This is a genomic window from Mesorhizobium sp. WSM4813, assembly GCF_055811555.1.
The window spans coordinates 14,308-40,512 of sequence record NZ_JBVVQU010000028.1 but is presented as its reverse complement, the minus strand read 5'-3'; the positions used below and the strand labels follow the sequence as shown (position 1 = coordinate 40,512).

Annotated in this window: 25 protein-coding genes and 3 pseudogenes; 14 read left to right on the top strand and 14 right to left on the bottom strand. The window is 62.1% G+C overall.

The window, feature by feature from the left end:
- Positions 1 to 10: 10 nt before the first annotated feature.
- The 10 genes from AC0L25_RS17720 to AC0L25_RS17675 form a co-directional block, all read right to left on the bottom strand.
- The gene (locus AC0L25_RS17720) at positions 11 to 823 is read right to left on the bottom strand and encodes a FecR family protein (RefSeq protein WP_473596693.1); all 813 of its coding nucleotides are present in this window, start codon (positions 821 to 823) and stop codon (positions 11 to 13) included.
- A gap of 11 nt (positions 824 to 834) precedes the next feature.
- Positions 835 to 2,109 carry a tetratricopeptide repeat protein gene (locus AC0L25_RS17715; protein WP_473596692.1) on the bottom strand — a complete coding sequence of 425 codons (1,275 nt, stop codon included), beginning with the start codon at positions 2,107 to 2,109 and terminating at the stop codon, positions 835 to 837.
- A gap of 411 nt (positions 2,110 to 2,520) precedes the next feature.
- Entirely contained in the window at positions 2,521 to 3,708 is a 1,188-nt protein-coding gene (locus tag AC0L25_RS17710; RefSeq protein WP_473596691.1) for a magnesium transporter, read from the bottom strand.
- 354 nt (positions 3,709 to 4,062) lie between these two features.
- Positions 4,063 to 4,875, bottom strand: coding sequence for an SDR family NAD(P)-dependent oxidoreductase (locus tag AC0L25_RS17705; protein ID WP_473596690.1), 813 nt, complete (start codon positions 4,873 to 4,875; stop codon positions 4,063 to 4,065).
- Entirely contained in the window at positions 4,872 to 5,768 is an 897-nt protein-coding gene (locus tag AC0L25_RS17700) for a sugar phosphate isomerase/epimerase family protein (protein WP_473596689.1), read from the bottom strand. Before AC0L25_RS17700 ends, AC0L25_RS17705 begins: the two co-directional genes overlap by 4 nt.
- A 145-nt stretch (positions 5,769 to 5,913) precedes the next feature.
- Positions 5,914 to 6,681 (bottom strand): SDR family NAD(P)-dependent oxidoreductase, encoded by a 768-nt coding sequence (locus AC0L25_RS17695; protein WP_473596688.1) that lies wholly within the window; start codon positions 6,679 to 6,681, stop codon positions 5,914 to 5,916.
- Between the two features lie 4 nt (positions 6,682 to 6,685).
- Positions 6,686 to 7,783: an ABC transporter ATP-binding protein gene (locus AC0L25_RS17690; RefSeq protein WP_473596687.1), complete on the bottom strand. Its 1,098-nt coding sequence runs from the start codon at positions 7,781 to 7,783 to the stop codon at positions 6,686 to 6,688.
- Between the two features lie 25 nt (positions 7,784 to 7,808).
- Positions 7,809 to 8,711: a carbohydrate ABC transporter permease gene (locus tag AC0L25_RS17685; RefSeq protein WP_473596686.1), complete on the bottom strand. Its 903-nt coding sequence runs from the start codon at positions 8,709 to 8,711 to the stop codon at positions 7,809 to 7,811.
- Positions 8,704 to 9,639 carry a carbohydrate ABC transporter permease gene (locus AC0L25_RS17680; protein WP_473596685.1) on the bottom strand — a complete coding sequence of 312 codons (936 nt, stop codon included), beginning with the start codon at positions 9,637 to 9,639 and terminating at the stop codon, positions 8,704 to 8,706. The genes AC0L25_RS17685 and AC0L25_RS17680 overlap by 8 nt, the downstream gene beginning before the upstream one ends.
- Positions 9,640 to 9,699: 60 nt before the next feature.
- A complete protein-coding gene (locus AC0L25_RS17675; RefSeq protein WP_473596684.1) occupies positions 9,700 to 10,965 on the bottom strand; it encodes an ABC transporter substrate-binding protein in 1,266 nt (421 codons plus the stop codon).
- A 101-nt stretch (positions 10,966 to 11,066) separates the two neighbouring features.
- Here AC0L25_RS17675 and AC0L25_RS17670 point away from each other — a divergent pair.
- The 4 genes and pseudogenes from AC0L25_RS17670 to AC0L25_RS17655 all read left to right on the top strand — a co-directional run.
- Positions 11,067 to 11,237, top strand: a pseudogene (locus AC0L25_RS17670) (hypothetical protein); the annotation flags it as partial.
- Positions 11,238 to 11,348: 111 nt separating this feature from the next.
- Positions 11,349 to 12,305, top strand: a complete 957-nt coding sequence (locus AC0L25_RS17665) for an ROK family protein (RefSeq protein ID WP_473596737.1) — start codon at positions 11,349 to 11,351, stop codon at positions 12,303 to 12,305.
- 112 nt (positions 12,306 to 12,417) lie between these two features.
- Positions 12,418 to 12,660 carry a type II toxin-antitoxin system Phd/YefM family antitoxin gene (locus tag AC0L25_RS17660; protein ID WP_473596683.1) on the top strand — a complete coding sequence of 81 codons (243 nt, stop codon included), beginning with the start codon at positions 12,418 to 12,420 and terminating at the stop codon, positions 12,658 to 12,660.
- Positions 12,660 to 13,086 (top strand): annotated as a pseudogene (locus AC0L25_RS17655) (type II toxin-antitoxin system VapC family toxin). Before AC0L25_RS17660 ends, AC0L25_RS17655 begins: the two are co-directional and overlap by 1 nt.
- 80 nt (positions 13,087 to 13,166) lie before the next feature.
- Here AC0L25_RS17655 and AC0L25_RS17650 read toward each other — a convergent pair.
- Both AC0L25_RS17650 and AC0L25_RS17645 read right to left on the bottom strand, forming a co-directional pair.
- Positions 13,167 to 13,412, bottom strand: a pseudogene (locus AC0L25_RS17650) (Rid family hydrolase); the annotation flags it as partial.
- Positions 13,413 to 13,735: 323 nt separating this feature from the next.
- Entirely contained in the window at positions 13,736 to 14,641 is a 906-nt protein-coding gene (locus AC0L25_RS17645) for a LysR family transcriptional regulator (RefSeq protein WP_473596682.1), read from the bottom strand.
- 135 nt (positions 14,642 to 14,776) lie between these two features.
- Between AC0L25_RS17645 and AC0L25_RS17640 the strand changes: the two genes are divergently transcribed.
- The 10 genes from AC0L25_RS17640 to AC0L25_RS17595 all read left to right on the top strand — a co-directional run bounded on the left by AC0L25_RS17640 (position 14,777) and on the right by AC0L25_RS17595 (position 23,980).
- Positions 14,777 to 15,499 (top strand): LamB/YcsF family protein, encoded by a 723-nt coding sequence (locus AC0L25_RS17640; RefSeq protein WP_354487305.1) that lies wholly within the window; start codon positions 14,777 to 14,779, stop codon positions 15,497 to 15,499.
- 65 nt (positions 15,500 to 15,564) lie between these two features.
- Positions 15,565 to 15,798: an acetyl-CoA carboxylase gene (locus tag AC0L25_RS17635; RefSeq protein WP_013533152.1), complete on the top strand. Its 234-nt coding sequence runs from the start codon at positions 15,565 to 15,567 to the stop codon at positions 15,796 to 15,798.
- Positions 15,798 to 17,162, top strand: coding sequence for an acetyl-CoA carboxylase biotin carboxylase subunit (locus AC0L25_RS17630; protein ID WP_473596681.1), 1,365 nt, complete (start codon positions 15,798 to 15,800; stop codon positions 17,160 to 17,162). Before AC0L25_RS17635 ends, AC0L25_RS17630 begins: the two co-directional genes overlap by 1 nt.
- A 10-nt stretch (positions 17,163 to 17,172) precedes the next feature.
- A complete protein-coding gene (locus tag AC0L25_RS17625) occupies positions 17,173 to 18,048 on the top strand; it encodes a 5-oxoprolinase subunit B family protein (protein ID WP_473596680.1) in 876 nt (291 codons plus the stop codon).
- Entirely contained in the window at positions 18,038 to 19,009 is a 972-nt protein-coding gene (locus AC0L25_RS17620) for a 5-oxoprolinase subunit C family protein (protein ID WP_473596679.1), read from the top strand. The genes AC0L25_RS17625 and AC0L25_RS17620 overlap by 11 nt, the downstream gene beginning before the upstream one ends.
- 248 nt (positions 19,010 to 19,257) lie before the next feature.
- A complete protein-coding gene (locus AC0L25_RS17615) occupies positions 19,258 to 20,010 on the top strand; it encodes an ABC transporter ATP-binding protein (RefSeq protein WP_473596678.1) in 753 nt (250 codons plus the stop codon).
- The gene (locus AC0L25_RS17610; RefSeq protein WP_473596677.1) at positions 20,007 to 20,741 is read left to right on the top strand and encodes an ABC transporter ATP-binding protein; all 735 of its coding nucleotides are present in this window, start codon (positions 20,007 to 20,009) and stop codon (positions 20,739 to 20,741) included. Before AC0L25_RS17615 ends, AC0L25_RS17610 begins: the two co-directional genes overlap by 4 nt.
- A 1-nt stretch (position 20,742) precedes the next feature.
- Positions 20,743 to 21,648, top strand: a complete 906-nt coding sequence (locus tag AC0L25_RS17605) for a branched-chain amino acid ABC transporter permease (protein WP_473596676.1) — start codon at positions 20,743 to 20,745, stop codon at positions 21,646 to 21,648.
- Positions 21,649 to 21,652: 4 nt separating this feature from the next.
- Entirely contained in the window at positions 21,653 to 22,744 is a 1,092-nt protein-coding gene (locus AC0L25_RS17600) for a branched-chain amino acid ABC transporter permease (protein ID WP_473596675.1), read from the top strand.
- 42 nt (positions 22,745 to 22,786) lie between these two features.
- Positions 22,787 to 23,980: an ABC transporter substrate-binding protein gene (locus AC0L25_RS17595; protein ID WP_473596674.1), complete on the top strand. Its 1,194-nt coding sequence runs from the start codon at positions 22,787 to 22,789 to the stop codon at positions 23,978 to 23,980.
- 155 nt (positions 23,981 to 24,135) lie between these two features.
- Here the strand turns inward: AC0L25_RS17595 and AC0L25_RS17590 are convergent, their stop codons facing one another.
- Together AC0L25_RS17590 and AC0L25_RS17585 are read right to left on the bottom strand one after the other, a co-directional pair.
- Positions 24,136 to 24,795, bottom strand: coding sequence for a nuclear transport factor 2 family protein (locus AC0L25_RS17590; protein WP_473596736.1), 660 nt, complete (start codon positions 24,793 to 24,795; stop codon positions 24,136 to 24,138).
- A 5-nt stretch (positions 24,796 to 24,800) separates the two neighbouring features.
- Complete coding sequence (locus AC0L25_RS17585; RefSeq protein WP_473596673.1) at positions 24,801 to 26,183, bottom strand: aspartate aminotransferase family protein; 1,383 nt, start codon at positions 26,181 to 26,183, stop codon at positions 24,801 to 24,803.
- Positions 26,184 to 26,205: the final 22 nt, after the last annotated feature.

Here is a 26,205-nt window from a genome sequence, read left to right as displayed (position 1 = left end):
TCGGGCGGGTCTACCTACAGTCTGGATAGCAGCAACCCTCACCCTCACACCCACCGTTATCCACGCCGCCGCCCACAGGTGGCGTTAGGCTGTCGGGGAACTCCATGACCACTCCTGGCAATGCGCCGTCGGTGGAGTCGCAGATTTTGAGCGAGCCGCCGAGTGCCGACGCACAAATCGCGCTTACGTCCAATCCCGGACCCGGTGCCCCTGGCAGGCCCGTGCCGGCTATCCGGTCGATGCTGTCCAATATCGGGAAGGTGTCGATTCCCCCGTAGCCGGTCAGCAGCTTGCCATTTTCTGACGTGCAGGCGAAGCCCGGGTTTGTGATGACCAGCCGTTTGCCATTCATCGTGCAGGTCATGCGGCCGGCGCGCAGTATGCCGACGGTCTGGCCAGCTGCCACCAGCACTTCGATGATGCCGCCTCTGGCCCCGAGCACCATGTGCGGCGTCGCAACCTGCATGACGCCGCCTTTCGAAACCTGGCCGCCATAAAAACGGGCGAGGCCGCTGTTCATCCCGATGTCGATCTTTCCAGATCCCGAGCCCGGATTGTAGACGAATTCATCAATCGTCAGGCTGGTGTTCGGACCAATCTTGGCGCTCGATTCGTCCCGGAACACCAGCATTCCAAGACCAGTGGGATTGCTGCGCAGCTGGTCGCCGAGTTCGACGCCGGCGCCGACGTTCATTGTCCCGCCGTTGTTGCGGACGATGTTGGTCTGGTAGGCCGTCATCGACCCCACCGTTTCAGCAGCGGACGGTGCCGCGAAGGCAAGGCAGGCGACAAAAATGGCGATCTGACGATTCAGGGTCCTCATCGCGGCCTCTTTCAATTGAGCGTCAAAGTGTAGCTCATCAGCATTTCGAACGATTTTCGGTCGCGGCTGGCGAGATCGAAGTTGGTTTCGCGATAGGCGAGATCGACGCTGATCTTCTGCGACTCCGTCAGCTGAAAGTCGCTTTCCGAGGCAATGCGCCAGAAGTCGCTCTTGATATTTGTGCCGATGCCGATGGAAAGATCGGGAGTGTCGCTATGGCCGGCCGAGAAGGCGACCTGGTGCGACCATGCGAAAAGATCCGGTACGTTCATCAACAGGCCGCCATAGCGGACCTCGCCCATGTAGCTGCGGCCGATTTCGCCGGATCCGGAGGCGAAGTCATTCGAGCCGACAAAGCGCAGTCCGAGCGCCTGGCCGTTGCGGAAGCGGTAGCTGCCGCCTGCCTCATAGAAAACCCTGCTATCGGCGAAAATGCCTTGCGAGGCGCTTAGATCGATGTAGCCGCCGCCGGCGAAAAGGGTCGTCTCGACCGTCGGGCGCACCAGGAAGCGTCCGCTGAGGCCGATGCCGGTTTCGTGGATATCGCTGTCGAAGCGATCCGTAACGGTGAACGCGGAAAGCAGCAGGCGCAGCGAATCGATCCCACTGTTGGGCAACCCCTTGTCCCAGGTGATCGCGGCGTTGCCGTGGATGAAAGTCTCCTTGCTACCCGGAACCGACAGGTCTGGCGTGAAAAAACGCTCTGTCGCCGTCAGCGCCCCCGAAAGGACGAGAGCGTCGGCACTTGGCGTGCCGAGGTCCCACCGGACAAAGCCTTCCGCTCGCCCGTAGGGCGAGACGAAGCTATTGTCGTCCTGAGCCCCGCCGGGCTCAAAATCGGTAAATGCGCTGAACACGCCGCCGGTCAGAGCGAGCTCCCAGGTGACGCCGCGTAACGCGCGCTCGATGCGGGCGAGCAGGCGAACGGCTTCCAGCTGCTCATCCGCGGGCAGGTCCCCGACCTCGAGGCCGTACTGCACCTGCCGCCGGGCCAATTCGTAGGAGCCGACATGATAGTACAACCGGCTGGCCGCCAGCCGGGCGCGCGCATCGCGGGGATATTTGATCAGATACTGCTCGATCGAGGAGATCGCCTGATCGTATTGCCCTGCATTGACGGCAACCGTGACGAACTGGGCGAGCGTTCCGTTGTCGGCCGGACTGGCGATGCGGGCTGAAAAAGCATCGTCGTAGGCCGAAAAAAGACCCTGCGCGCCGGCCGGCAATGCGCCGCTACAAAGCAGCGCCGCGGCGCAGCCGACGATCGTTCGAAACGAAGATTGCATGCCGAGAACCCCACCCAACCCGACCAGTGCGAAGGACTTAGCACGACTAGAAGAAAAAAAGCGACAGAACTGTCACGGGACCGGCCGAGTCTTCAGCAGCTGTTGCAGCTGCGCAACAAACTATCGGGTTCATTCGCATTTCGCCTGCGCTGGTTGGCCAAACATCTTTTCAGCGTTGCTGGATTTCGAGAAAGTATTCCCTACAAACGGCAACTACGACAAATCATAATCAGCCGTGGATTGCGCGGCCGACAAGATCAATATTGTTTGCGCGATTCTGCACGTATCTGGTCGCCGCATGACGAATCAGGGTCACATGTAGCTCATCCGAAAGTCCTCCGTCGCGTTGCGCAAACGCTCGAAGAGCTGGCGGGCGATGCTTCTCAGGACGGCCTGCGCAAATGTGCGCCACTACAGCACGAGCGTAGTGGCAAGCCCCAGCATCAGGCCCATGCCTACAATATCGGTCACGGTGGTAAGGAAAATCGCGGAAGCCACGGCCGGATCGGCGCCGACCCGCCGCAGGCCCAACGGGATCAGCACGCCGGAGATCCCCGACATGAGGCACGATCCGGACATTGCGAGCAGGATCACAAGCGCCAGCATGGGCGCCTGGGATGCCGACTCCGGTTGCCGCGAGGCGTAGAACCACATCGCCGCGGCTGCCACGAGACCGACGAGCACTCCGTTGGCGATCCCGAGCACCCCCTCCCTCAGAATCAGGTGCAGCTTCGGTCGTTTGTCGACATCCCCCAGGGCGAGACCACGCAACGTCATGGCCAGTGCCTGGCAGCCGGTGTTTCCGCTCTGCCCGGCCAGTACCGGGAGGAACGCCGCCAAGGCGACGATCTTCTCGATCGTGCCTGTGAACGAACTGACCACGAAAGCCGCCATGAAGGCCGTCAGCAGGTTGAGCTGCAGCCACGGATGACGTTTCAAGAAGGCTGAAAACAGCGGCGTGAAAGAACGCTCCTCCTTCTGGACACCCACCATCTGGCCAGGCTGGGCAGAAATCTCGATGATTTGCTGCTCAAACAGCCGCCAGCCGCGAACCTGCCCGAGCAGCCGGTTCTCCGCGTCCACCACGGGATAGACAGGGTAGTGACGGCGTACCGCCGCCTTGCAGGCTTCGCCCAAAGGCATATTGACGTGAAGGGCGAACGGTTTCGGCAGCATGATCTGATCCACCGTGGCGGCCGGTTCGCTCAGCATCAGATCGCGCAGGACCACCAGGCCAACGAGTTTGTCGCCCTCGTCCGTGATGTAGAGGTAAGTCAACTCGGTCGGCACCTGCGCGCGCCTGACGGCCTCGACCGCGGCGGCTACCGTCGTCCCGACAGGAACGCTGGCGGGGATCGGGTCCATCAGCTCGACGACGGACCCGGGGACCGCGATATCCTTGCCGTCGCCATGAGGCGTGACAGGCCTCATATGCGATGGCAAATGCTCCGCCACCTTCCGGGCGTGCCTGTCCGGCAACAGCTTCAATACGTCCCGGATGAACTCGGGAGACTCTCGGGCAAGCAATTCGGCCGCGTCGTCAGGTGCTCGAGCACGCAGCGTGCGCACCAATTTCTCAACGTCGTTCTCTTGCCTCATCTGTTCCCCCGACCTCTAATGTTGCGCCCCTGAACGTGTAGACGGGAGCGGTTCGCCCGCTCTGCCCTGGCGCGCAGTGGCCCCAGCGCCTCGATCCGGAAATCTTCGCCTTCTCACGGCGCAGTGTAGACCGAACCCAGACAATCTGAGCCATTGCGTGGGTGCATACAAGCGGGCTGTAACGTCAGCGTGTCGCCAAGAGAATTGTCGTGTTGCCGAACTTCACCCGTCGGTTCCTGGGCTCTGCGAGCACGTCACAGCCAATCAACGAAGTAAGGTCGGCAAATGGGCCGTCGTGGCCCTGCTCATTGGGGTGCCCTCAGCCCGACAGTTCGCGGTGTGAACGGCCGCGCTTCAACCTGGGAAGATGGTGAAACCGCCATCGACGCGAATGACCTGCCCGTTGATGAAACGCGCGCGCGGACCGGCGAGGAACGCTACCGCTTCGGCGATCTCTTCAGGCTCGGCATACCGGTTCAGCGATTTCTTGCTCGAATCCATGCGCTCCGGATCGACGACGCGGCTCGCCTGGAACCGTGCCGTCTTGGTTGCGCCGGGGCTCACCGCATTGATGCGCACGCCGTCGTCGATCAATTCCTTGGCGAGGCAGCGCGTATAATGGACGACGGCCGCCTTGAGCGTGGAGTAGACCACCTCCGGCGAGCATCCGATATGCGCTGCCGCCGAGGCAATGTTGATCACCGAGCCTGAGCCGCGCTTGACCATAGGCGGAATGAACGCCTGGCAGACCAGCATGGTGCCGATGAGATTGTTCTCGGTCAGAACCTTGATGTCATCATAGTCGATGTCGAGCGCGTTGTTGGGACTGGGCTTTACCCCCTTGGCGCCGATGTCGCCGCCGGCGCAGTTGACCAGAACATGCACATCGCCGAGCTCCGCCTCGATCTTCCTCTTCATTTCGGCAACGGCTTGCTTGTCGCCGATGTTGCCGGTGACCGCGGTCACCCGTGTCCCATGCTTTTCCAAACCCCTGGCGGATTCGCCGAGGTCTGCGAATTCGCCATATTGCGATGGCCGGGTCCAATCGAGATCGTGGATCGCGACGTTTGCGCCGAGTTCGGCCAGGCGTTCGGCCATGACGCGGCCGAGGCCGCGTCCCGAGCCGGTCACGAAGGCAGTCAGGCCGCTGAGTTCTCGGGCAGTCATGCTGATTTCTCCATTGCAATGAAATCGAACTTCTTCATGTTGGCGGCGCTGCGCCCGATCATGTCGAGCTCATACGAAACAAGCGCGTCGTCATCGTCGCGCTCCCATGGCGTTCCGTAGTCAGCATCGTCCGCAAGACGGTTCACGCGCGCGGCACTCAGGCAGGCCGCGAACTCGCGCGCAGTCTTGGGCGCATATCCGTTCCACCAGTCGTCGGTGAGACAGCGAACGTGGCGTGCCTCCAGCGCGCCCGGCTCGAGCACGGCCGTCAGCGTGTCATGGTACTCGGCAAGGATAGCTGCCAGTTCGGCGAAAGGCACGGCGCCGTCGCCGATCGCGCAGCGGACCAGACGATAGCCCTCATCCGTGAACTGCACGCGATAGTCCTTGAGATGGACATGGCGGACATAGGGCGCGATCCGCCGCGTGAAGGCAAGCGGCGCCTCGCCGACGGGAAACGTGTTGCCTGTATCGTAGGTGATGCCGACACCGGGCCCGCCGAGTTCGCAGAACGCGACCAGTTCGTCGCTGCCGAAGTCCTGGTGGTTCTCGATGCCGAGCACCCGGGCCTCAGCCGCCGCGCGCGGCCCCCATTCCGTCAGGGCAGCGCGGATCGTCGCGTTGAACTCATTCCATTTCCCGCCCCAGACGTTGCGGTCACCGCACAGGACGGGGGTCAGTGCGATACGGATCGTCGTCGCCTCGAGCAGGCGCGCGGCGCGAAACGCGTTGTCCAACGGACCTGCCACGAGCAGTCCGCCGCTTACCACCGGGACGATGTCAAGCGCGGTCAGACGCTTGCGCAGGTCGACGACCTCGGCATCCGGCAAGTCGGTCAACCATGGTTCGTAGATCTCGAGCGTCCGTGCGCCGAGTTCCTGCGCGAGCGCCATGAAGCCTTCCAGCCCTGCCCCATCCGGATTGTGCCGCGGCGTGCCGCGACCCTGCAGGCCGAGAGTGTAGGTCAGTCCGTAAGGGTTGAGACCGAGGCGAAGCATCAGTTTGGCAGTCCCGTTGGAAGATGTGGAAGCGATCGCATCAGCGCAGCCCGGCATCGACGGTGATGGACTGCTTCGTGATCATGCGGCTGTCATCGGCGGCAAGGAAGAGCACGGTCCGTGCAATCTCTTCGCCGAGCAGGACGCGGCGGATCAATTGCCGCTGCACCGTCTGGTCGATTGCGTCCTGCGTCTTGAACCACAGCTCGCGCTGCCGCTCGGTGATGACGGCGCCGGGTTCGACTGCATTGACGCGGATGTTGTCAGGTCCGAATGACCGCGCCAGAGCGCGGGTCAGGGCCACGACAGCCCCCTTGGCGGTGGCATAGGCCGCCATCTGGTCCGCGCCGAAACGCCAGGCTATGGAAGAGAAGTTTATGATCGAGCCGAAGCCGAGTTCCTTCATATGCGGATGCACAGCCTGCGCGGCGAAGAAATGATGCCGCAGATTGACGTCGAAGCTGCGGTCCCAATATTCGGCTGTCACCGCGTCAACGGGATGGCGCTGATCATCGGCAGCGTTGTTCACCAGAACGGCGACCGGACCAAGCCGCGCGCGCACGCCTTCGACCGACGCCTGCAGCGCAGCGACGTCGGTCACGTCGCAGTGGAGATACAGCGGGGCCGCGGTACCACTGAGCTCGCGCACCAGCGCCTCCGCGGGTTCATCCTGCACATCGAGAAAGCCCACGCGGGCGCCATTCGCCACGAAGGCGCGGACCATATCGGCCCCGATGCCGGAGGCGCCGCCGGAGATCAGCACGACGCGATCGGTCAAGCTCGGGTAAGTCGCGAATTGTACGGCCATTAGATCACAGAAGCGCCTTGGTTGTTGGATCGAACAGACAGGCGCGCGACATGTCGATGCCGAGTGTTATCGTCTCGCCCATGACGGGAGCGTCATCCGGCTCGAAACGTCCGGTGACCTCCAGGTCGCCTAGCCTAAGGACGGCAAGCGTCTCGGCGCCGGTCGGCTCGACCAGTTCGACCGGCGCCTGCAAGGGCTGCACAGCAGGTTTGCGGGACTTCAGGTCCGCCGTGAAGCGGTAGACGTGTTCGGGCCGAACACCGAGCACCACGTCCTTTGGCGCACCAGCGGGCTGCGGCGCGGCAAGGGCAAGAGTGGCGTCGCTGCCGTCAGCGGCGCGCACCGCGATGCTGCTTGAGCCGGTAAGCCGGGCGGGGATGAAATTCATCGCCGGCGATCCCATGAAACCGGCCACGAACATGTTGGTCGGCCGGTCATAGATCCGCTTCGGCGTGTCGAACTGCTGCACCGAGCCCTGGTTCATCACCGCAATGCGGGACGCGAGCGTCATCGCCTCGACTTGATCATGGGTGACGTAGACCGTCGTCTTGCCGACGCGATGGTGCAGCTTCCTGATTTCGGTGCGCATGTCGACGCGCAGCTTGGCGTCGAGATTGGACAGCGGCTCGTCGAACAAAAACAGTTTTGGGTCGCGTACCAGGGCGCGTCCCATCGCGACGCGCTGCCGCTGCCCACCCGACAGCTGCCCCGGCTTGCGTTTGAGCAACTGCTCGATCTGCAGGAGTGCGGCGACCCGCTTTACGGCTTCCGCCTGCTCCGCTTTGGCCACGCCTCGGCTTTCCATGCCGAAGGTGATGTTCTGGCGCACCGTCATCGTGGGATAGAGGGCGTATGACTGGAACACCATCGCTATGTCGCGGTCCTTGGGCTGCACGGAGTTCACCAGCCGGTCGCCAATCCAGATCTCACCCGACGTGACGGTTTCCAAGCCGGCGATCATGGCGAGCAAGGTTGACTTGCCGCAGCCGGAGGGACCGACAAGGGCGATGAATTCCCCGGTCCGCGCCTCGAGATTGATGCCGGCCAGGATCTCGAGCCCGCCATAGCTCTTGTGAAGGTCGCGGATCATCAGCGCGGACATGGGCGGTGCCTCATTTGATGGCGCCTCATTTGATGGCGCCTTGTGTCAGGCCGCGCACGAAGTACTTTCCACCGAACAGGTAGATCAGCAGCGGCGGCAGCGCGCCGATCAGCACGGCTGCGCTCATCACATCGTAAGCACGGGCGGTCGTGCCGCCGGCAGTGAGCGCGACCAATGCCGCCGTAATCGGCTGCTGCTGGCCGGAGGTGAAGACGACGCCGAACAGATACTCGTTCCAGATACCGGTGAATTGCCAGATAACGGTGACAATCAAAATCGGCGGCGACAGCGGCAGGATGATCTTGCGGAAAATCCGCCAGAAGCCGGCGCCGTCGATGCGTGCCGCCTTGATAAGATCGTCCGGTATGCTGACGTAGAAATTGCGGCAGAACAAGGTGGTGAATGAGATGCCCTGGACCACGTGTATCAAGACCAGCCCGTATGTCGAATTGGTCAGGCCGAGTTTGCCGAGCAGGAACGCCCACGGCATCAGCGAGATCTGGCCGGGCATGAAGACGCCGAGCAGCATCAGATTGAACAGAATTTCCGAGCCCTTGAAGCGCCATTTCGACAGCACGTAGCCGTTCATGGCGCCGAGGAGCGTGGAGATGACCGTCGCCGGGATCGCCATCCAGAGCGAGTTGAAGAAATTGCGCTTCATGCCTTCGCAGGTGCCGCTGACGCAATAAGTGCCCCAGGCCTCCGCCCACGCGTCGAGGCGGAAGCTGCGCGGCAGGGAGATGAGGCCGTTGCGGGCAATCTCGGACTGCTCCCGCAACGAGTTGAAGACCACGACCAGAAGCGGTGCAAGGTAGATGACCGCAAAAAGCGTAAGCACCGCATAGATAAGAAAGCGGTTCCAGAAATATCGCCGCGTAGCCGCGGCCGCTTCGGGATCATGCCGGGCGTTCGGGGCAATTTCAGCCATTGCGGCCCTCCGCCCGCCTGCGCCAGACGATCCACAAGGAATAGGGCACCAGCACAACCGCGAGGGCCGCGAGCATCATCATCGCCGCGGCGGCACCCTCGCCGATCTGCCCGCGCTGGAACATCAGGTCGTAGACGTAGATCGCCGGGAAGGTAGTCGACACACCTGGCCCACCCCGCGTCAACGCCGCCACCAGGTCGAACGTCTTGATGGCGAACTGGATCTGAATGACCGCCACCGCCAGAAAAATCGGGGCGATCGTCGGCAGGATGACCTTCCGATAGGTTCGGAAAACCGACGCACCGTCGATCTGCGCTGCCTTGACGAGATCCGGATCGACCGATCGCAGGCCAGCCAGGAAAAGCGCCATTGCGAAGCCGGACGACTGCCAGATACCGGTTATGATCACCGCATAGATCGCGGTGTTGCGGTTGGCCGTCAGGGCGAAGCTGAAGTCGGCCCAGCCGAGCCCCCGCACGAAGGCCTGGATGCCGTCGACGGGATTATAGAGCCAGCTCCACACCGTGCCGGTGACGATGAAGGAGACTGCCAGCGGATAGAGGAAGATCGTGCGCCAGACCGCCTCGCCGCGAACGCGCTGGTCGATCAGGATCGCGAGAAGCAGTCCGATGGCCATCGAGCCGACGATATAGAAGCCGCTGAACAGGAAGAGGTTGGTATAGGCGATGTTCCAGCGCCGGTTCGCCCAGAGCGAAGCATAATTGTCCAGGCCGGCGAACCCATAGGTCGGCATCAGCGACGAATTGGAGAGCGAGAGATACAGCGTCCAGAGCGTGAAGACGAAGACGTAGATGAAACTCGCCGCAAGCGACGGCGCCAGCACCAGAATGGGCACAATCGTGCCCAGGCGCTCCCGCCACGGGGTTGCGGGAGCCGCAACCGGTACAGTCAGGTCACGCGTGGACATCGACTGCTCCCGCGAAGTCGGGCCAGGCGCGCCACGCCGGGCCAATCATCGGCAGCGTCTTCACATCTGCGCTTCGGCCGCATCGGCCATGGCACTGGCAGCGTCCTGCGCGGTCATGTCCGGCGTCGCTACGAATTCGGTGACGGTATCCATGATCGCGCCGCGCACCTTCTGCGGGATCGTCATGTTGTGCGCCATAGAACGGACAAGCGTGCCGCCATCGATCGACGCCTGCAGATCCTTCTGGGAGAGCTGCTGGCAGGAATTGAAGCCGTTCGAAAGATCGACGTCGAGACGGGCAGGGATTGAGCCTTTGGTCTGATTGAAAATCGTCTGAAACTCGGGCGACAGGATCGTGCTGGCGAGCAGTTTCTGCCCCTCGATATAGTCCGGATCCTTCTGCTGGAAGAACACGACCGAGTCGGAATTCAGGATGAAGCCCGGCCTGCCCCAGTCAGTCGGCGCCTGGGCGCAGACATAGTCGGTGCCCTCCTTGAAGCCGCCGGCCGTGAGCAGGCCGAGCGTCCAATCGCCCATGATGTGGAAGGCGGCCTCGCCGCGGCCGACCAGATGCGACATGGTATCCCAGTCGCGCCCGTTCATGCCGGGATCCATATATTTCGTCGTCATGGTGCGGAACTGTTCGAAGGCTTTGACCATGCCGTCGCTGCGCATCGCCTCGACGTCACCCTCGACGAAGGCTTTCTTGAAGAGATCGAGATCCATTCCGTAGACCACGACCTCGAAGACCGTCGAATCGGTCCAGTCGGCAGTCGAGTGCGAGATGCAGATTTTGCCTGACGCCACGATCTTGTCGCAGGCGGCGTTGAAGTCTGCCCATGTCTTCGGCACCTCGGCGACGCCTGCTTCCTGCATGACCTTCGGCGATGCCCACAGCCAGTTGATGCGATGGATATTCATCGGCGCCGCCACCCAGCTGCCGGTCGGCTTCATCACCGGCAGCAATTCGGGAGCGACGACTTTCTCCCAATTTTCCGCTGTCGCCAGTTCGTCGAGATTGGCTGTCATGCCGGTCTCGTTCCATTCGGCGATCTCGGGTCCCTTGAGCTGCACCGCTGGGGGTGCATTGCCGGCGATAACGTCGGCGCGCAGTTTCGCCAGCGTGTTGGCCGTGTGGCCTGCGATGGAGGTCTGCTGCCAGGTGCCACCCTTGGCGGTAAACATCTCGCCGAGCTTGGCGATAGCCTGGGCGTCCGAGCCGGTCGCCCATTGATGCAACAGGTTGGTCTTGGGCTCTGCGAACGCGGCTCCCGCAACAAGGGTGTACGCCGCAGCGGCCGCAAGGGCCGTCCTCAGATATTCCATCGTTTACTCCCATATGGTGATGTACGGTTCGTATCGACCGCTTGTGACCGCGATTTGAGCTCTTCGCAGACGGAGATGCAGTAATCTCCGTTCTTTCCAAGATGACATATTTGAGCTATCAGTCAACGTCCTTTGTGCTCATCATGAACAAACCTTCGCTTAGATATTGGCTGATCGACAAGCCCTCCGCATCACCGGAGAGCCTGATCGTGCGATGCCTGCGTGAGCGCGGCGTGCTTTCTGCGTCGCAAATCGCGCACATCACCGGTTTGGCGCGGTCGACGGTTTCAACCGCACTCAACGGCTTGAGAAAGTCCGGAATGGTGATCGAATCCTCGGCCCACCATGACGGGGCCAGGGGCATCGGCAGGCCTGCCGCGACCTTGACGCTCAATCCCGCTGCGGGCACCTGCGTCGGAATCCACCTAGGCCTCGACGAGATACGGTGCGTCGTCGCGGACGTGTCGCATTCTGTCATTGCCGAACAAACTATCCCTATGGGTCTGGACTACCAGCCGCAACAGGCGGCCCAGCTCGCCAAGTCAGCAATTACCCAATGTTACGAAGAGAACGGTCTGCCGATGGCGGGGCTCCTGGGGGTTGGGGTTTCCGTCTCGGGTCCTGTCAGCCGCGAAGGAGTGGTGCAGCGTGCGAGTATTGTTCCGACCTGGGCCGGGGTCAACATCCGCGATGTGTTCGGGCCGGTTCTCGAACAGCCGATTTTCGCCGACAACGAGAGCAACTGCTCGGCCATTGCGGAGCTGATGTGGGGCGCGGCCGTCGGCCAGGACGATTTCGTGCTGTTCAAGATCGATCTGGGCGTCGGCGGGGCCATTGTCCAGCATGGCCGGCTGGTGACTGGCATCGCCGGCGGCGCCGGCGAATTCGGGCACATCAGCATCGATCCCGGCGGCGAGCTTTGCCGGTGCGGCAATCGCGGATGCCTGGAGCTCTATGCGAGTTTTGCCCGGCCGCTGGAGCAGATTTCGCGCATCGTGCGGCGATCGGTCACGATGGACGAGGTGATCATGATGGCTGAACAGGGCGACGTCGGGGCGCTGCGTATGATCGAGGACACCGCCGAGTTCGCCGGCCGTGGTCTTGGCTTGATCGGCTCGGTGATCAATCCGCCACTCATCATCATCGGAGGCCGCATGGCTTTGGCAGGCGATATTCTCCTGGCACCGCTGATCGCGTCATATGAACGCCACACGCTCATCAAGTCCCGCGATATCGCGCCCGCCTTGCGCACGCGAATAATCGTTGGCAAGCACACAGAGAACGATGCATTGCTCGGCGCAGTCGGCCTCGTGCTGCGACACAACAGCCGACTGCAATGATCTGGCTTTGCGCCGAGCGGCGCCCCGGGTCAGAGCGTGACGCGTAAAAACTCTCGCTGGAAGTGTTAAGCGCAATACGCTATATGACCATCTACATGGTCAGGAGCGTGGCATGAGTGTGATCAACCTGGCAGATGCCAAAGCCCATCTGAGCGAGCTAGTGGATCGGGTCGAGGCAGGAGATTCGATCGACATCACTCGGCGGGGTAAACCGGTCGCACGGCTCACCGCCGTGGCAAGACCGCGGCGGCGGATTGACGCGGCCCTCTTGCAATCCTTGACCGAGACCATGCCGCCTCAGGCCGAGCGTTCTGCCGATCTGGTACGGTCGATGCGGGATGGCGACCGCTACTGATGCACTATCTCGACACGTCGCTGATCGTTGCCGCCCTTTCAAATGAAGCGACGACGCCGCGCGTTCAGAGCTGGCTGGCGGAGCAGGACCCCGCGCAGTTTCTGATCAGCGACTGGACCATCACCGAGATGTCGTCGGCCATGGCGATCAAGCTGCGAACCGGACAGATCAACCTGGAGCAGCGCGCAGCAGCGCTGGCGATGTTCCATAAGCTGGGTCGCCGAGAGCTTCACCGTAATGCCGGTCACCGGCGGGCATTTCCGCACGGCGGCAAAGTTTGTCGATCAGCATAGTCTCGGGCTTCGCGCTGGTGACGCGCTGCATCTCGCCGCGGCATCGGAGCATGGCGCCACGGTACATACGCTCGACCAAAAGCTCGCCGAGGCTGGACCGGTTCTCGGCGTGCCGACGCAATTTCTGGCATGATGCGAGCCGCGCCACCCATCCACAACCGCGAACGCATCAACCTCGATGAGATAACCAGGAGAAAGGGCAGTGACCCCGACGAGGACGTCGGCAGGCTTGTGATCACCGAACAGCACCACTCGAGCTTCTTCGATGATCGCCAGATGGCGATCGCGCTCGTAATCAACAACGTAGATCGTAATCTTTGCCACTTGTTCGGGGAAGGCACCGGCGGCTGCAAGGGCTCGACCAAGATTGGCGAACACCTGGCGTGCTTGAATCGCTAGATCACCGGGGCCTACAAGCTTCCCGTCGATGTCTTCCGGTTCCTGACCAGCGACGAATATGAGCTTAGTCCCACTTGCGACAACGACTTGAGTATAGTCTTTGGGTCGGTCGATCGCGCGGATTGATACACTCTAGTGTCATCTTTCCCTTTGATTGCTTCGTCGTTCCGCTGTTCGGGTCCATCGGGACGTCTCCTTTGCCAGAGGCGCCGATACCATATCGCGGAGCCGTTCGATGGCCGGATAACAGTTTCCGTAGCTATCTACTGCGCGCCACTCTCCCCTCACTCCCACTCGAATGTTGCGGCACGCTCCGTGCTTGTAAGCTACCCGCTGCTCAACCAGCCAGCCTGAGGTAATGCGTCTGTCTGACGGGCCGGCGGTTAGCCGCCGCCGCCCATGGTCACGGACATGAAGGCCCGGAAGGCCGCCGCCGCCGGGTCGATTGGTCTGTCACGCGACCAGGCCAGGCCGACATCCATAGTGGGGATCGGCTCGACAAGCCCGCGCACTTCGATGCGCTGCCCCTCCAAGGACCAGGGGCGGTAAACCATGTCGGACAGGACAGTGACCCCCATGCCGGCAGCCACGAGCGACCGCACGGCCTCGACCGAACTGGTGGTAAGGACGGCGCGGAGCGAAAGGCCCGCGGCATCCCAGTAACGGGCGGCCGTCGTGCGTGCCTCGTCCACTGTCAGCATGACATAATCCTCCGCCGCCACATCGGCGAGGCTGATTTCCTGCCGCGCGAGCAGATGATGATCAGCCGAAAGCCAGAGCCGGCGGTTCGACCGCATCAAGACCTCCTGCGCCAATTCCTCGGTGTGCTCCAGATTGGACACCAGCATCACGGCCATGTCGATGTCCCCGCCCATCAAGCCGCTTTCGAGAGCGTCTCGGGGCAGTTCCAGCACCTCGACCTCGATCTCGGGATAGGTCTTTCGAAACCGCGCGTAGTGGCGCGACATGTAGTAGCCGACGACCGTGTAGGTCATGCCCAGCCGCAGCTTGCCCCCCAGGCCTTTCCTATCGCGCAACGGGCTTCGGACGGCGGCTGCGACGGCCCCGGTGATAACACGCGCATGTTCAAGAAACCGCGCGCCCTCCATCGTCAATCTTACGCCAGCGTGGTTACGCTCCAAAAGCCGTACGCCCAGGTCAGCCTCAAGCGTCTTTATCGCCGCAGTGACCGCCGACTGTGAGATGTTGAGTTCCACCGCGGCATGACTGACCTGTCCGCTCTCGGCGGTCGCGATAAAATAATCAAGCTGTTTCAAGGTGATGGTCATGGTGCGCTCCGGCCCAGAACCATTATCTGTTTTTTTGATATGACAATCAATAAACTACTATTTCACAAATGCCCTCGCATGCGCAAAAAATGCTGCAACGCCGCAAAGACGGCAGCTTCGAGGGGTAACAATGCGATGGCGGTGACGCTAAACTGTGACATGGGCGAAAGCTTTGGCCTCTACAAGGTTGGCGATGATGTGGGCATGATGCCGATCATCGACGTTGCTAATGTCGCATGTGGTTTTCATGCCTCCGATCCAGATCACATGCACGCCGCCGTCCGCAGCGCCAAGGCGAGTGGCGTAAAGATCGGCGCCCATCCAGGCTTGCCGGACATTCAGGGTTTCGGCCGGCGCGAGATGCGGCTGACCCGCGACGAAGTCAGGAACACCATCATTTACCAGGTGGGAGCGCTTGCCGGCTTCCTCAAGGCCGAGGGTGTGGAACTCCACCATATCAAGCCGCATGGCAGCCTTTATTTCATGGCCATGCAGCAGGAGGCAATCGCCCATGGCGTGTGCGACGCGGCAGAGGTTTTCGGCGTACCCCTCTTCGGCATGACGGGCACCCTGCACGAGAAGATCTATCAAGAGCGCGGTATCCCATTCGTCGCCGAGTTCTATGCCGATCTCGACTACGATGCCTCCGGCAAGCTGATCTTGACACGCGTTCATGACGCCAAGGACCCCGCAGAGATGGCCGAGCGTTGCGTACGCGCCATCAGCGAGGGCGAGGGCACGGCAGAGGACGGCAGTTTCTTCCCCGTACGCTGCGAAACCATCTGCGTGCATTCCGATACGCCGAACGCCATCGAAATAGCCAGAGCCGTGCGCACCGCAATCGCCCCTTGGCACTGAACTCGACCGAACCCGCCCGCGCAGGCGGTTCCAAATTAGTCTGTCTGCAGTTTTTCGGAGCTTTTATGGCCCAGATTCTTTCGCCTCTTCCCGGCACTTTTTATCGGAGCGCTTCGCCAGACCAGCCGCCCTACAAGGCGGATGGCGACGCGGTTTCCGCCGGAGACGTAATCGGTCTCATCGAAGTGATGAAGTCGTTCCACGAAGTGAGGGCCGAGACGGCCGGTACGAACATCCGCTTCATAGCCGACAATGAGGACCCCATCATGGCCGGCGCCCCTATTGCGGATCTCGACTGATGCTGAAAAAGCTTCTCGTTGCCAACCGGGGCGAGATAGCGGTCAGGATCATCCGGGCCGCACAAGATCTGGGCATCCCGACCGTGGCGGTGTACTCGGCCGCAGACGCGGGATCGCTCCACGTCCAGCTTGCGGACGAAGCGGTCAACATCGGCCCACCAGCAGCAAAGAAGTCCTATCTCAACGTCGAAGCAATTCTGAAAGCTGCCCGCGACACCGGTTGCGACAGCGTTCATCCTGGCTATGGTTTCATTGCCGAGAATGCCGCGTTTTCCGACGCGGTCACAGGCGCTGGATTGGTCTTCGTCGGCCCGTCGGGAGATGCGATCCGGATGATGGGAGACAAGGTCTCGGCGCGATCGGCCGCTGCCGCTGCAGGTGTCCCTGTGGTGCCTGGCTCGGCTGGCCGGGTCGAGGGCCTCAAGGCTGGCCACGAGGTGCTGACCGAAACCGGTTTTCCGGTGATGATCAAGGCTGCGGCGGGCGGCGGCGGGCGGGGCATCCGCATTGCGAACTCGCTCGCCGAGTTCGAACAAGCCTTTCCTCAGGCCGAAGCAGAAGCCCTCGCCGCCTTTGGCGACGGCGGTCTCTACATGGAAAAGGTTATCGGTAAGGCCCGCCATATAGAGGTGCAGGTGCTGGCGGACGGAAGCGATGCCATCCACTGCTACGAGCGGGAGTGCTCGCTGCAGCGGCGACGCCAGAAGGTTTGGGAGGAGGCGCCGTCGCGCGCACTTTCCGACAGGCTGCGCGAGGAGCTCTGCGCTTCGGCGGTCGCTTTGGCCAAGGCGGTCAAATACTCTGGTGCCGGCACGGTAGAGTATCTTTATGACGATGAAGCCGACCGCTTTTACTTCATCGAGATGAACACCCGTATCCAGGTTGAGCACCCGGTCACCGAGGCGATCACCGGCATCGACCTCGTTGCGGAGATGCTTCGCATCGCCGGCGGCGAGAAACTGCGGATTCGGCAAGGCGATGTCTCCGTCAAGGGGCATGCGATCGAAGTCCGGCTCAATGCCGAAGACCCGGCGAAGGAGTTCGCTCCATTCCCCGGGCAGGTGGCCGAGCTTCGCATTCCCGGCGGTCCGGGCGTACGTTTCGATTCCATGCTCTACCAAGGCTATCAGGTGCCGCCCTTTTATGACTCGCTCCTTGCCAAGCTGATCGTGCATGCAGAGACGCGCGAGGCGGCGATAGTCCGCCTGATCCGCGCGCTCAACGAGTTGAAGATCGGCGGGCTCAAGACCACCAAGCCGCTGTTTCTTGCGCTCGCCGCAGATCCTGCGGTGCGGACAGGAGACGTGCATACCCGCTGGCTGGAAGGCTGGCTCATCGAAAACGCCGTAGCTTTGGCGGGCTAAAGGAGGACCGATGTCGATACGATTCAACTTCGGCGGTGACGAGCATATCTTCGGTGAGGTGTCCGAAGAAATGTCGCTCACCTCCTTCTTTACCGGCCTTTCGATGACCAATGCGGTGCGTACGGCAGGCATCCGAGGTGTCACCGAGATCTGCCCAGCCAACGCCAGCTTCCAGATTCGCTTCAACCCCGACATCGTCAAGCCGCAGGATTTGCTCAGCGAACTGAAGTCGATGGAAGAGGCGGCCTCAAAGGCGGACCCGGTGCTGAAGACCCGGATCATCGAACTGCCGGTTTATTTCCAGGATCCGTGGACGCGTGAAACCTGCTTGCGCTTTCGCGAGCGCCATCAGGACCCGTCCTCCACCGATCTTGAATATTCGGCACGCATCAACGGTTACGCCACGGTGGAAGAGTTTATCGCGGCCTATTCCGGCCAGCCCTGGTTCGTATCCATGGTCGGCTTCGTCGCTGGACTGCCCTTCCTGTACCAGATGGTTGAACGCAAGAAACAGATTCAGGCGCCGAAATACTTGCGCCCACGCACCGACACTCCCAAGCTCACCATTGGCCATGGCGGCTGCTTTGCAGCGATCTATTCGGTGCGCGGCGCTGGCGGCTACCAGATGTATGGCATAACCCCGGCCCCGATCTACGACCCGACCAGGAAGGTGCGCTACCTCTCCGAGGACATGTGCCTGTTCAAGCCAGGCGACATCGTCAAGTTCAAGGCCATTGGCCGCGATGACTACGACGGCACGCTGGAGGAAATCGAAGCCAATCGGTGGCAGCCGACGGTTCGCGAGTGCACCTTCAGCCTGAAGGACTTCAACAGCGATATTTACGGCACCAATGCAAAGCTGACGGAGCTTATCAATGGCCGTTAAGGTAATCTCTCCCGGCCTCTCTACTTCCGTGCAGGACCTTGGCCGACCAGGCCACTATCATGTCGGCATTCCCGAAGGCGGCGGCATGGACCGCTTTGCCACACGCATCGCAAACCTGCTTGTCGGCAACGATCCGGGTGCTGCGGTGCTCGAAGCCACCTTCATGGGCCCCGAACTCGAATTCACCCAATCCGCAGTCATCGCCGTCACGGGAGGAGAACTCCCACCCAAACTTAATGGCGAGGAACGGCCGACCTGGGAAAGTTTTCCGGTGAAGGCGGGTGACCGGCTTTCCTTTGGCTTCCTCAAGGGCGGCGCGCGCGCTTATCTGGCCGTCTCCGGCGGCGTCGACGTACCGGTGGTTCTCGGTTCTCGCTCGACTTATATTCTGGGCGCACTCGGCGGCCATCACGGCCGCACGCTGAAGGCGGGTGATGAGCTTCCCGTCGGCGAAGGTTCCGGCAAAGCTGGTCTTTCACTGCCTGCAAATCTGCGCCGCGCGCGGAATAGTTTGGCGGAACTCAGAATGCTTCCCGGCATGTACTGGCATCGGATCACTGAAACTGCCGGCAATCGGTTCTTTGAGGAAACCTGGAAGGTCGCGCCCGAAGCTGACCGCATCGGCTATCGCTTCCGTGGCGGAACGCCGCTGGAGTTCGTTGAGCGCGAGCAGCCTTTCGGTGCAGGCTCCGACCCCTCGAACATCGTTGATGCCTGCTATCCTTATGGATCCGTCCAGGTGCCGAGTGGCACAGAGCCGATCGTTCTTCACCGGGACGCGGTTTCGGGTGGCGGGTACATGATGCTGGGCGTGGTAATATCGGCCGACATGGACCTGATCGCCCAGCTCCAGCCGCACACCCCGGCGCGCTTCGTTCCGGTGACGCTGGAAGACGCGCTTGCCGCGCGAACCGAACAGCGCGCCGCGCTGGCGCGTGCTGAAGGGCATCTGGCCGGCTGACGTCAGCCGGGAAAATGCCGGCGGAGGAGCCGGAGGCGAGGAGATCGGTCGGCCAAAACCGACCGCGCGTGGCGGAAGACAAAATCCGGTGCGCGAAACGACAAGACGACGCCGGGCAACGGCGTGAATTTGGCATCCGAGCAGTCCGCTAGAGGCCGCCGGAACCGACAGGGGAAGACATTTGCAACGTGACTGGCCGCAAGGCCGGATGCTTCGCGCCTTTCCGTCGGTAAAAAGAAGGAAGGGACATGAGTCATCTGAGCGCGGAGAACGTCTCGGTATCGTTTGCGGGGCTGAAGGCCCTGTCATCGGTAGACCTCCAAATCACGCCCGGCCGCATCAGTGGCCTCATCGGCCCGAATGGCGCCGGCAAGACCACGCTCGTCAACGTGCTGACCGGCTTCCAGGCACCGACGGAAGGCACCATCAAGCTCGACGGGGCAGCACTCACGGGTCTCAAGCCGCATCAGGTCCGGCGGCGCGGCATCGCCCGCACCTTCCAGGGTGGGCGGCTCTTCCGCGACCTGCCTGTGCTGGATAACCTGGAGGTAACCGGCGTTGGTCTGGGAATGAGCCGGCGCGCTGCCATCGCCGAAGCGGAAGCGATGCTCGACTGGATAGGCATCGGGGCGTTGGGCTCCCGCATCGCCGGAACCTTGCCTTATACGGATGAGCGCCGTGTAGCCATTGGCCGTGCCCTGATGGGACGGCCCGCATACATCCTGCTCGACGAGCCAGCGGCTGGCATGAGTGCGCCAGAGGCGCGGGAGCTTTCGGCCCTGATACGACACATCGCCGCCGATCTCGGCTGCGGTGTCCTGCTCATCGAGCACAATGTCGGGCTGGTGCTCGGCCTTTGCGAGCATATCGTCGTGCTCGATTCCGGAGTGATCATCGAAGAAGGCCCGCCCGCGGCCATCCGCGATAGCGAGAAGGTGCGCCACGCCTATATGGGAACGGCCTCGAACACCGACCTGCCTGTGCTGGAGGTGATGGAATGAGCCTGCTCGCCCTTTCCGATATCACCATCCGCTATAGCCGTCTCACGGCGGTCCGCGACGTCTCCTTCTCCATGGACGAAGGAGAAATCCTGTTCATCACCGGCCCGAACGGTGCCGGGAAGTCTTCACTGCTGCGCGCGATCGCCGGCGTTACGGCGGTTGCGGGCGGCCGGATCGACTTTGCCGGCCATGAGATCACCAGCCAGGCGCCGGAGAACATCGCCCGGCTCGGATTCTCCATGGTGCCGGAGGGGCGCGATGTCTTCGGCTCGCTGACGACCGAAGAGAACCTTCTGGTCGGCACCGGCATGCATGCCCGCGACCGCGGCTGGCGCAGCCGAGCGGCCAGTGAACTCGAAGCCGTCTACGCAACCTTCCCGATGCTGAAAGAGAGGCGGCACGGGCAGGCGGGATTGCTGTCCGGCGGACAGCAGCAAATGCTGGTCATCGGACGCGCGCTGATGACCAATCCGCGGCTTGTAGCCATCGACGAGCCTTCGCTGGGCCTCGCCCCCAACATCAACGACCAGGTCTACGAGCGGCTGATCGCGCTGCGTGCGCAGCGCCAGCTCACGCTCCTGATCGTGGAGCAGAGCTCGGCCCGGGCGATGATGGTGGGCGGGCGGATGATCCTGATGCGTGGCGGACAGATCGTGCTCGATGGCGACGCCCGGACGCTCGGCAACGGCGAGGCGATCCAGGCTGCTTATTTCGGTTACGAGGACCACTGAGATGCTCCAGATCCTGTTTGACGCACTCTCGCTTGGTTCGCTCTACGCGCTCGGGGCGCTTGGCATTGCCCTCATCTTCGGCGTCATGCGGCTCGTGAACTTCGCGCATGGCGACGTCATCGCCTTCTGCGTCTTCGCGCTGCTGTGGCCGTCAACAGACGCCATGGCCATCGTCTTCGCTGGCCAATTGCCGTGGTATCTGCTGGTGCCCTTCGTGCTCCTATGCGGGGCCGGGCTGTCGGTGCTGTGCGAAATCGTCGTCTTCAGGCGGTTCCGCAAGGCAAATCCGGCAACGATGATGATCGCCTCCTTCGCGCTCGGTTTCGTAATTCGCTACTTCCTGCTCATGCTGTTCTCCAGTCGGCCGAAATCGATCTCGCTGCTGCCCGAACTATCCCAACCGGTGGAGATCCTTGGTGCCCGGCTTCCCCTCCTCCAGCTCATAACGATCGTCGCCACGATGGTCATCCTGATCGGCCTGACGCTGTTCCTGCGTCAAACCCGCTTCGGCCTGGAGATGCGGGCGGCGGCCGAGAACTTCTCGATGGCCCGCATGCTGGGTGTGCGTGCGAACCGGGTTATCATGGGCGCATTCGCCCTCTCCGGCGCGCTGGCCGCCGCCATTGCGCTGATCTTTGGCGCCCAGACAGGCACGCTGGACATCCAGATGGGCGCCTCGATCATGTTGATGGCCTTCATCGCCACCGTCATTGGCGGCCTCGGCAGCCTCGGGGGGGCCGTGCTCGCTGGCTTCCTGCTGGGTGCCGCGTCGGTGATCATGCAGATCATGCTGCCCATCGACGCCCGGCCATTCCGCGATGCCTTTGTCTATGGAGCGGTCATCCTCGTTCTCCTCTTCCGCCCGCAAGGGCTCATTGCCGCGCGCGGCACCAAGGAAAGGGTCTGATTTCATGGCTGTCGCCGCCTCCCTTGCCAACTCCACCGCTGCCGGTGCCGCGGCTGCCGAGCGAAAGCCCGCCCGCTTCGCGCTTGCCCGCCGCACAATCCTGACACCGGTCCTGCTTTCTCTGCTGCTGCTGGCCATCGCGCTGATCACGGTGATGACCGGATCGCGGCCTTTCAACCAGACGGTGATCGACGTGTTCGTCCGTGTCATCCTTGTCGTGGGCCTATACATCTTTATCGGAAATTCGGGCGTTCTCAGCTTCGGGCATATCGGCTTCACCTGCCTTGGCGCCTACGCGGCCGCGTGGCTCACCATCAATCCGATGATGAAACGCGGTTCGCTGCCGGGACTGCCCGAATGGCTGCTGGCGACCCGTTTGCCGTACTGGCAATCGGCTGTGCTGGCGGCGTTGTTCGCCGCCCTCGCCGCTCTCATTTTCGGGCGGGTGCTGATGCGGCTATCGGGGATCGCAGCATCGATCGCGACCTTCGCGATGCTCGCCATGATCAACACAATTTATTCCAACTGGGAGAGCGTGACCGGAGCGACCTCATCGGTCGTCGGCATTCCGATCGTGCGCGTGATCTGGCCGTATCTCATCGGCGCCGTGGTCGCAATCTTCATCGCCTGGGCGCACGCGATCTCCCGGTCTGGCCTGGCCCTTCGTGCTGCCCGCGACGAGTCCACCGCCGCCGCGGCTTCCGGAGTCGACATCCCCAGGGAAAGACTGGTGGCGTTCGTCGTATCAGGCGCGGTGATGGGGCTGGGCGGTGCGCTCATGGCTCATTCCATCGGCGTGGTCACACCCGATACATTCTATCTCGGTCTCACCTTCATCACCCTTTCCATGCTCGTCGTCGGCGGCATGGGCAGCCTGTCGGGGGGTGTGGTGGGTGTCGTCCTGCTGTCCGCCCTCATCCAGGCGCTGCGCTGGCTGGAGGCAGGCGTATCGCTCGGCGAGTCCACTTTCGCCCTCCCGAAAGGGGTTCAGGAAATAGCCCTCGGCGTCATCATGATCGTGATCCTCGCGCTTCGCCCATCCGGACTCATGGGCAACCGCGAGCTCACCTTACCCCGCAGCAGTCGCAACAAGTGACCGGCGGCACAAGCCCGACCGGAAAACAAAAAGGAGACGTGCATGACATACAAAATGAGAATTGTCGCAACCGCTCTGGCCTCGATGTCCATCGCATACCCGGCCCTGGCCGATGACGAGACTATCGTCATCGGCTTCGCCACTGCGGAGTCGGGCTTCATGGAAGCCTATGACAAGCCTGCCCAGGAGGCGGCCTTGATTCGCATCGACGAGATCAATGCGGCTGGCGGTCTGCTTGGAAAGCAGATCAAGGTTGTCAAGGCCGACACCAAGTCCGACCGGGCCGAAGGCGCCAAGGCGGGCCTCTCCGTGCTCGACCAGGACGCCGATCTCGTGGTTGTCTCCTGCGACTACGACTTCGGATCGCCGGCTGCGCTCGCGGCCGAGGACGCAGGCCATATCTCCTTCTTCCTGTGCGCGGAATCGGTCAAGGCCGGTATCCAGGGTGTCGGCCCGCACAGCTTCTCTGCGTCGGTGCTGGCGGCCGTGCAGGGAGCGACCATGGCCGAGTGGGCATTCAAGGAAAAGGGCGCAAAGGACTTCTACCGTCTGCTCGATACCTGGACGGCCTACAACAAGGGCATCTGCGACGGCTTCGACTGGATGATGCCGAAGCTCGAAGCCCAGGGCGCGAAGCTTGTCGGTGAAGACACCTTCAAGAACGAGGACGCCTCCATCGCCGCACAGATCACCCGCATCAAGTCTCTGCCGAAGGAGCCGGATGCGATCATGCTCTGCACGATGATGCCGGGCGCCGTCTCGGCCATCAAGCAGCTTCGCGCCGCGGGCATCAACTCCATGATCCTGAACGGCTCGGGCATGGATGGCAGCTACTGGCTCTCGGCTGTGCCCGATCTGACAAACTTCTACGTTCCAGTTCAGGGATCGATTTATGGCGACGATCCCAATCCGGCCGTGCTGAAGTTCAATGCCACGTACAAGGAGAAGACAGGCGCCGATCCCTCGAGCCAGTATGTCTTTCCGGGTTACGTCATGGTCGACGTCTGGGCCAAGGCGGTGGAGCGCGCAGGCACGACCGATGCTGACGCGGTCGTCGCGGAACTGGAAAAGATGAAGAATGAGCCGACGCTGTTCGGGCCTCGTACCTTCACGCCGGAACTGCATCACCAGAACACGACGCGTTACCTGATCGTCGAGACCAAGGCCGGCAAGCCGGGTGTTGTAGGCAACTGGACGATTTCCGAGCCGGTGCCGATGGAAGCCTTGCTCAAGTAGGAGAAGATGGGCCGGATAATCCGGCCCTTCATATGCGAAAGGCCCTGTTGCTTTGGGACGACCGGCATTTCGTCTTTTGAGGATCTTGCCTTTGGACAAAAAATGAGGGCGGCCCGCTTGGACCGCCCTCATCGCCCGATGAATTCAGATTTTCGCTACCCTCGCGCTTTGCGGTAGGAATCCTTGAGCGCTATGAGCTCCCCCGAAAAAGCGAAGATATCGCAGCCGTCGACTTCGATTTGCTGCCCCGCTGCCGTGGTGCCGACGAAGCGCCATGATGAAAGCCCGGTGTCGCCCGTCACGACGTGCCGTCCCTTGGTCCACACGGCTTTCGGGAAGGCATCGAACAGCGCTGCATAGGCGACGCGCACGGCGTCACGCCCCATATGCTTGCGCCCTTCGGCATCGGGGCCGGCCGAGCCGTGGAAAGCGCAATTCTCAGCCATGCAGTCCATCAGCGCGCCCACGTCGCGGGCGTTCCAGGCCGCGAGGAACCGGTCGAGCACGGCGAGCCGCCTGGCTGCGAGGTCACCAGCCTCAACGACCTCGACCTCCAGGAAGGCGAGCGGCGCATCGCCGGCATTGATGACGTTGTGAGCCACACCCGTCCGCCGCGAATAGGGCACCCCTTGGGTGAGAGCGGCTTGCGATTGCACGCCGTCCGGGCCTTCGAGACCGAGCTTGCCGTCCGTAAGCGGCACGATGACGTAGTCATAGCCATGGATGTGCCAGCCGGTCTCGGCGCCGGTGGCAAACCGCCATTCGGTGACCCGGAAGCGTTCGTCGTCGATATGGACGACCGGTTCGGCTTTCATACGGGTCACTCAAGTCCCTCCTTGGCAACCGCACCGGTCAGGCGCTCAAGCGTCCGGCCCATGCGCGTCATGATTTCCTTCACATCGTCTCCTGTCGAGATCATCGGCGGACAGAGCGCGAGCTGGTCGCCGATGGCGCGGAAGATGAGGCCTTCTTCGTGACCGATCCCTCCTGCGATAGTCCCTGCGCGCCCAATCTTGGCGAAGGGGCGTTTCGTCGCCTTGTCTGCCACCAGCTCAACAGCGCCGATAAGACCGGTGCCCCGCGCTTCGCCGACAAGCGGGTGATCGGTGAATGAGCGGATGCCGGCCTGGAACGACGCCTCAAGGCGGGCCGCGTTTCCGATCAGGTCCCGCTCCTCGAAGATGGCGAGATTTTCGAGACCCACCGCCGTGGCAACCGGATGACCTGACGCCGTGAAGCCGTGGCCGAAATTGCCGATCGTTTCGGTGTTGTCGGCGATCGCCTGATAAATCGCCTCCGAGAACATCACCGCGGCCAGCGGCATGTAGGAGGAGGTAATCTGCTTGGAAAGCGTCATGATATCGGGCGTGAAGCTGAATTTCTGGCAGCCAAAGGGCGTGCCGAGCCGCCCGAAACCACAGATCACCTCGTCTGCTATCAGAATGATATTATTTGCCCGGCAGATTTTCTCCACGCCTTCCCAGTACCCGACCGGCGGTGGCAGAACGCCGCCGGCTGCCATAAGCGGCTCTCCTATGAAGGCTGCGATGGTGTCAGCCCCTTCTTCCGCGATCACCGCTTCCAGCTCGGCGAGCAGACGCGCCGTGAAGTCGGCCTCGTCTTCGCCTTCCATGCCGAAACGATAGAAGTGCGGGCAGGTCAGGTGGCGAACGGGAATCGCCGGCAGATCGAAGTCGCGATGATTGATCGGCAGGCCCGTCAGGCTGCCGGAGGCGACAGTGATGCCGTGATAGCCCTTGGTCCGTGCCAGGAATTTCTTCTTTTTGGGGCGGCCCAGCGCGTTGTTCATGAACCACATCATCTTGACGATGGTGTCGTTGGCTTCCGAGCCCGACGACGTGAAGAAAACACGTGTCAGGTTTTCCGGCGTCATCTCCACGAGTTTCTCCGCGAGCCGGATGGACGGCTCATGCGCCTTGGAGGAGAAAATGTGGTAGTAAGGTAGCTTCAGCATTTGCTGATAGGCAGCGTCGGCCAACCGCTTTTCCGAAAAGCCGACGGCCACCGACCACAGCCCCGCGAGCCCTTCGATGTATTCCTTGCCGCGCTCGTCATACACTCGGATGCCGTCGCCGCGACTGATGATCAGCGGCCCGGTTTGTTCGTGCTGACGCAGGTTGGTGTAGGGGTGCATCGTGGTGGCGATGTCGGCGGCGGCGAGAGAGTTGGAAAGCGCGTCCATGGAAGTCCTCAGCGGCTTGTGG

Excerpts from the sequence above, each read along its gene's own strand:
- AC0L25_RS17720 (WP_473596693.1), bottom strand. The coding sequence starts at position 823 with ATGAGGACCCTGAATCGTCAGATCGCCATTTTTGTCGCCTGCCTTGCC.
- AC0L25_RS17715 (WP_473596692.1), bottom strand. The coding sequence starts at position 2,109 with ATGCAATCTTCGTTTCGAACGATCGTCGGCTGCGCCGCGGCGCTGCTT.
- AC0L25_RS17710 (WP_473596691.1), bottom strand. The coding sequence starts at position 3,708 with ATGAGGCAAGAGAACGACGTTGAGAAATTGGTGCGCACGCTGCGTGCT.
- AC0L25_RS17705 (WP_473596690.1), bottom strand. The coding sequence starts at position 4,875 with ATGACTGCCCGAGAACTCAGCGGCCTGACTGCCTTCGTGACCGGCTCG.
- AC0L25_RS17700 (WP_473596689.1), bottom strand. The coding sequence starts at position 5,768 with ATGGCGCTCGCGCAGGAACTCGGCGCACGGACGCTCGAGATCTACGAA.
- AC0L25_RS17695 (WP_473596688.1), bottom strand. The coding sequence starts at position 6,681 with ATGGCCGTACAATTCGCGACTTACCCGAGCTTGACCGATCGCGTCGTG.
- AC0L25_RS17690 (WP_473596687.1), bottom strand. The coding sequence starts at position 7,783 with ATGTCCGCGCTGATGATCCGCGACCTTCACAAGAGCTATGGCGGGCTC.
- AC0L25_RS17685 (WP_473596686.1), bottom strand. The coding sequence starts at position 8,711 with ATGGCTGAAATTGCCCCGAACGCCCGGCATGATCCCGAAGCGGCCGCG.
- AC0L25_RS17680 (WP_473596685.1), bottom strand. The coding sequence starts at position 9,639 with ATGTCCACGCGTGACCTGACTGTACCGGTTGCGGCTCCCGCAACCCCG.
- AC0L25_RS17675 (WP_473596684.1), bottom strand. The coding sequence starts at position 10,965 with ATGGAATATCTGAGGACGGCCCTTGCGGCCGCTGCGGCGTACACCCTT.
- AC0L25_RS17660 (WP_473596683.1), top strand. The coding sequence starts at position 12,418 with ATGAGTGTGATCAACCTGGCAGATGCCAAAGCCCATCTGAGCGAGCTA.
- AC0L25_RS17645 (WP_473596682.1), bottom strand. The coding sequence starts at position 14,641 with ATGACCATCACCTTGAAACAGCTTGATTATTTTATCGCGACCGCCGAG.
- AC0L25_RS17640 (WP_354487305.1), top strand. The coding sequence starts at position 14,777 with ATGGCGGTGACGCTAAACTGTGACATGGGCGAAAGCTTTGGCCTCTAC.
- AC0L25_RS17635 (WP_013533152.1), top strand. The coding sequence starts at position 15,565 with ATGGCCCAGATTCTTTCGCCTCTTCCCGGCACTTTTTATCGGAGCGCT.
- AC0L25_RS17630 (WP_473596681.1), top strand. The coding sequence starts at position 15,798 with ATGCTGAAAAAGCTTCTCGTTGCCAACCGGGGCGAGATAGCGGTCAGG.
- AC0L25_RS17625 (WP_473596680.1), top strand. The coding sequence starts at position 17,173 with ATGTCGATACGATTCAACTTCGGCGGTGACGAGCATATCTTCGGTGAG.
- AC0L25_RS17620 (WP_473596679.1), top strand. The coding sequence starts at position 18,038 with ATGGCCGTTAAGGTAATCTCTCCCGGCCTCTCTACTTCCGTGCAGGAC.
- AC0L25_RS17615 (WP_473596678.1), top strand. The coding sequence starts at position 19,258 with ATGAGTCATCTGAGCGCGGAGAACGTCTCGGTATCGTTTGCGGGGCTG.
- AC0L25_RS17610 (WP_473596677.1), top strand. The coding sequence starts at position 20,007 with ATGAGCCTGCTCGCCCTTTCCGATATCACCATCCGCTATAGCCGTCTC.
- AC0L25_RS17605 (WP_473596676.1), top strand. The coding sequence starts at position 20,743 with ATGCTCCAGATCCTGTTTGACGCACTCTCGCTTGGTTCGCTCTACGCG.
- AC0L25_RS17600 (WP_473596675.1), top strand. The coding sequence starts at position 21,653 with ATGGCTGTCGCCGCCTCCCTTGCCAACTCCACCGCTGCCGGTGCCGCG.
- AC0L25_RS17595 (WP_473596674.1), top strand. The coding sequence starts at position 22,787 with ATGACATACAAAATGAGAATTGTCGCAACCGCTCTGGCCTCGATGTCC.
- AC0L25_RS17590 (WP_473596736.1), bottom strand. The coding sequence starts at position 24,795 with ATGAAAGCCGAACCGGTCGTCCATATCGACGACGAACGCTTCCGGGTC.
- AC0L25_RS17585 (WP_473596673.1), bottom strand. The coding sequence starts at position 26,183 with ATGGACGCGCTTTCCAACTCTCTCGCCGCCGCCGACATCGCCACCACG.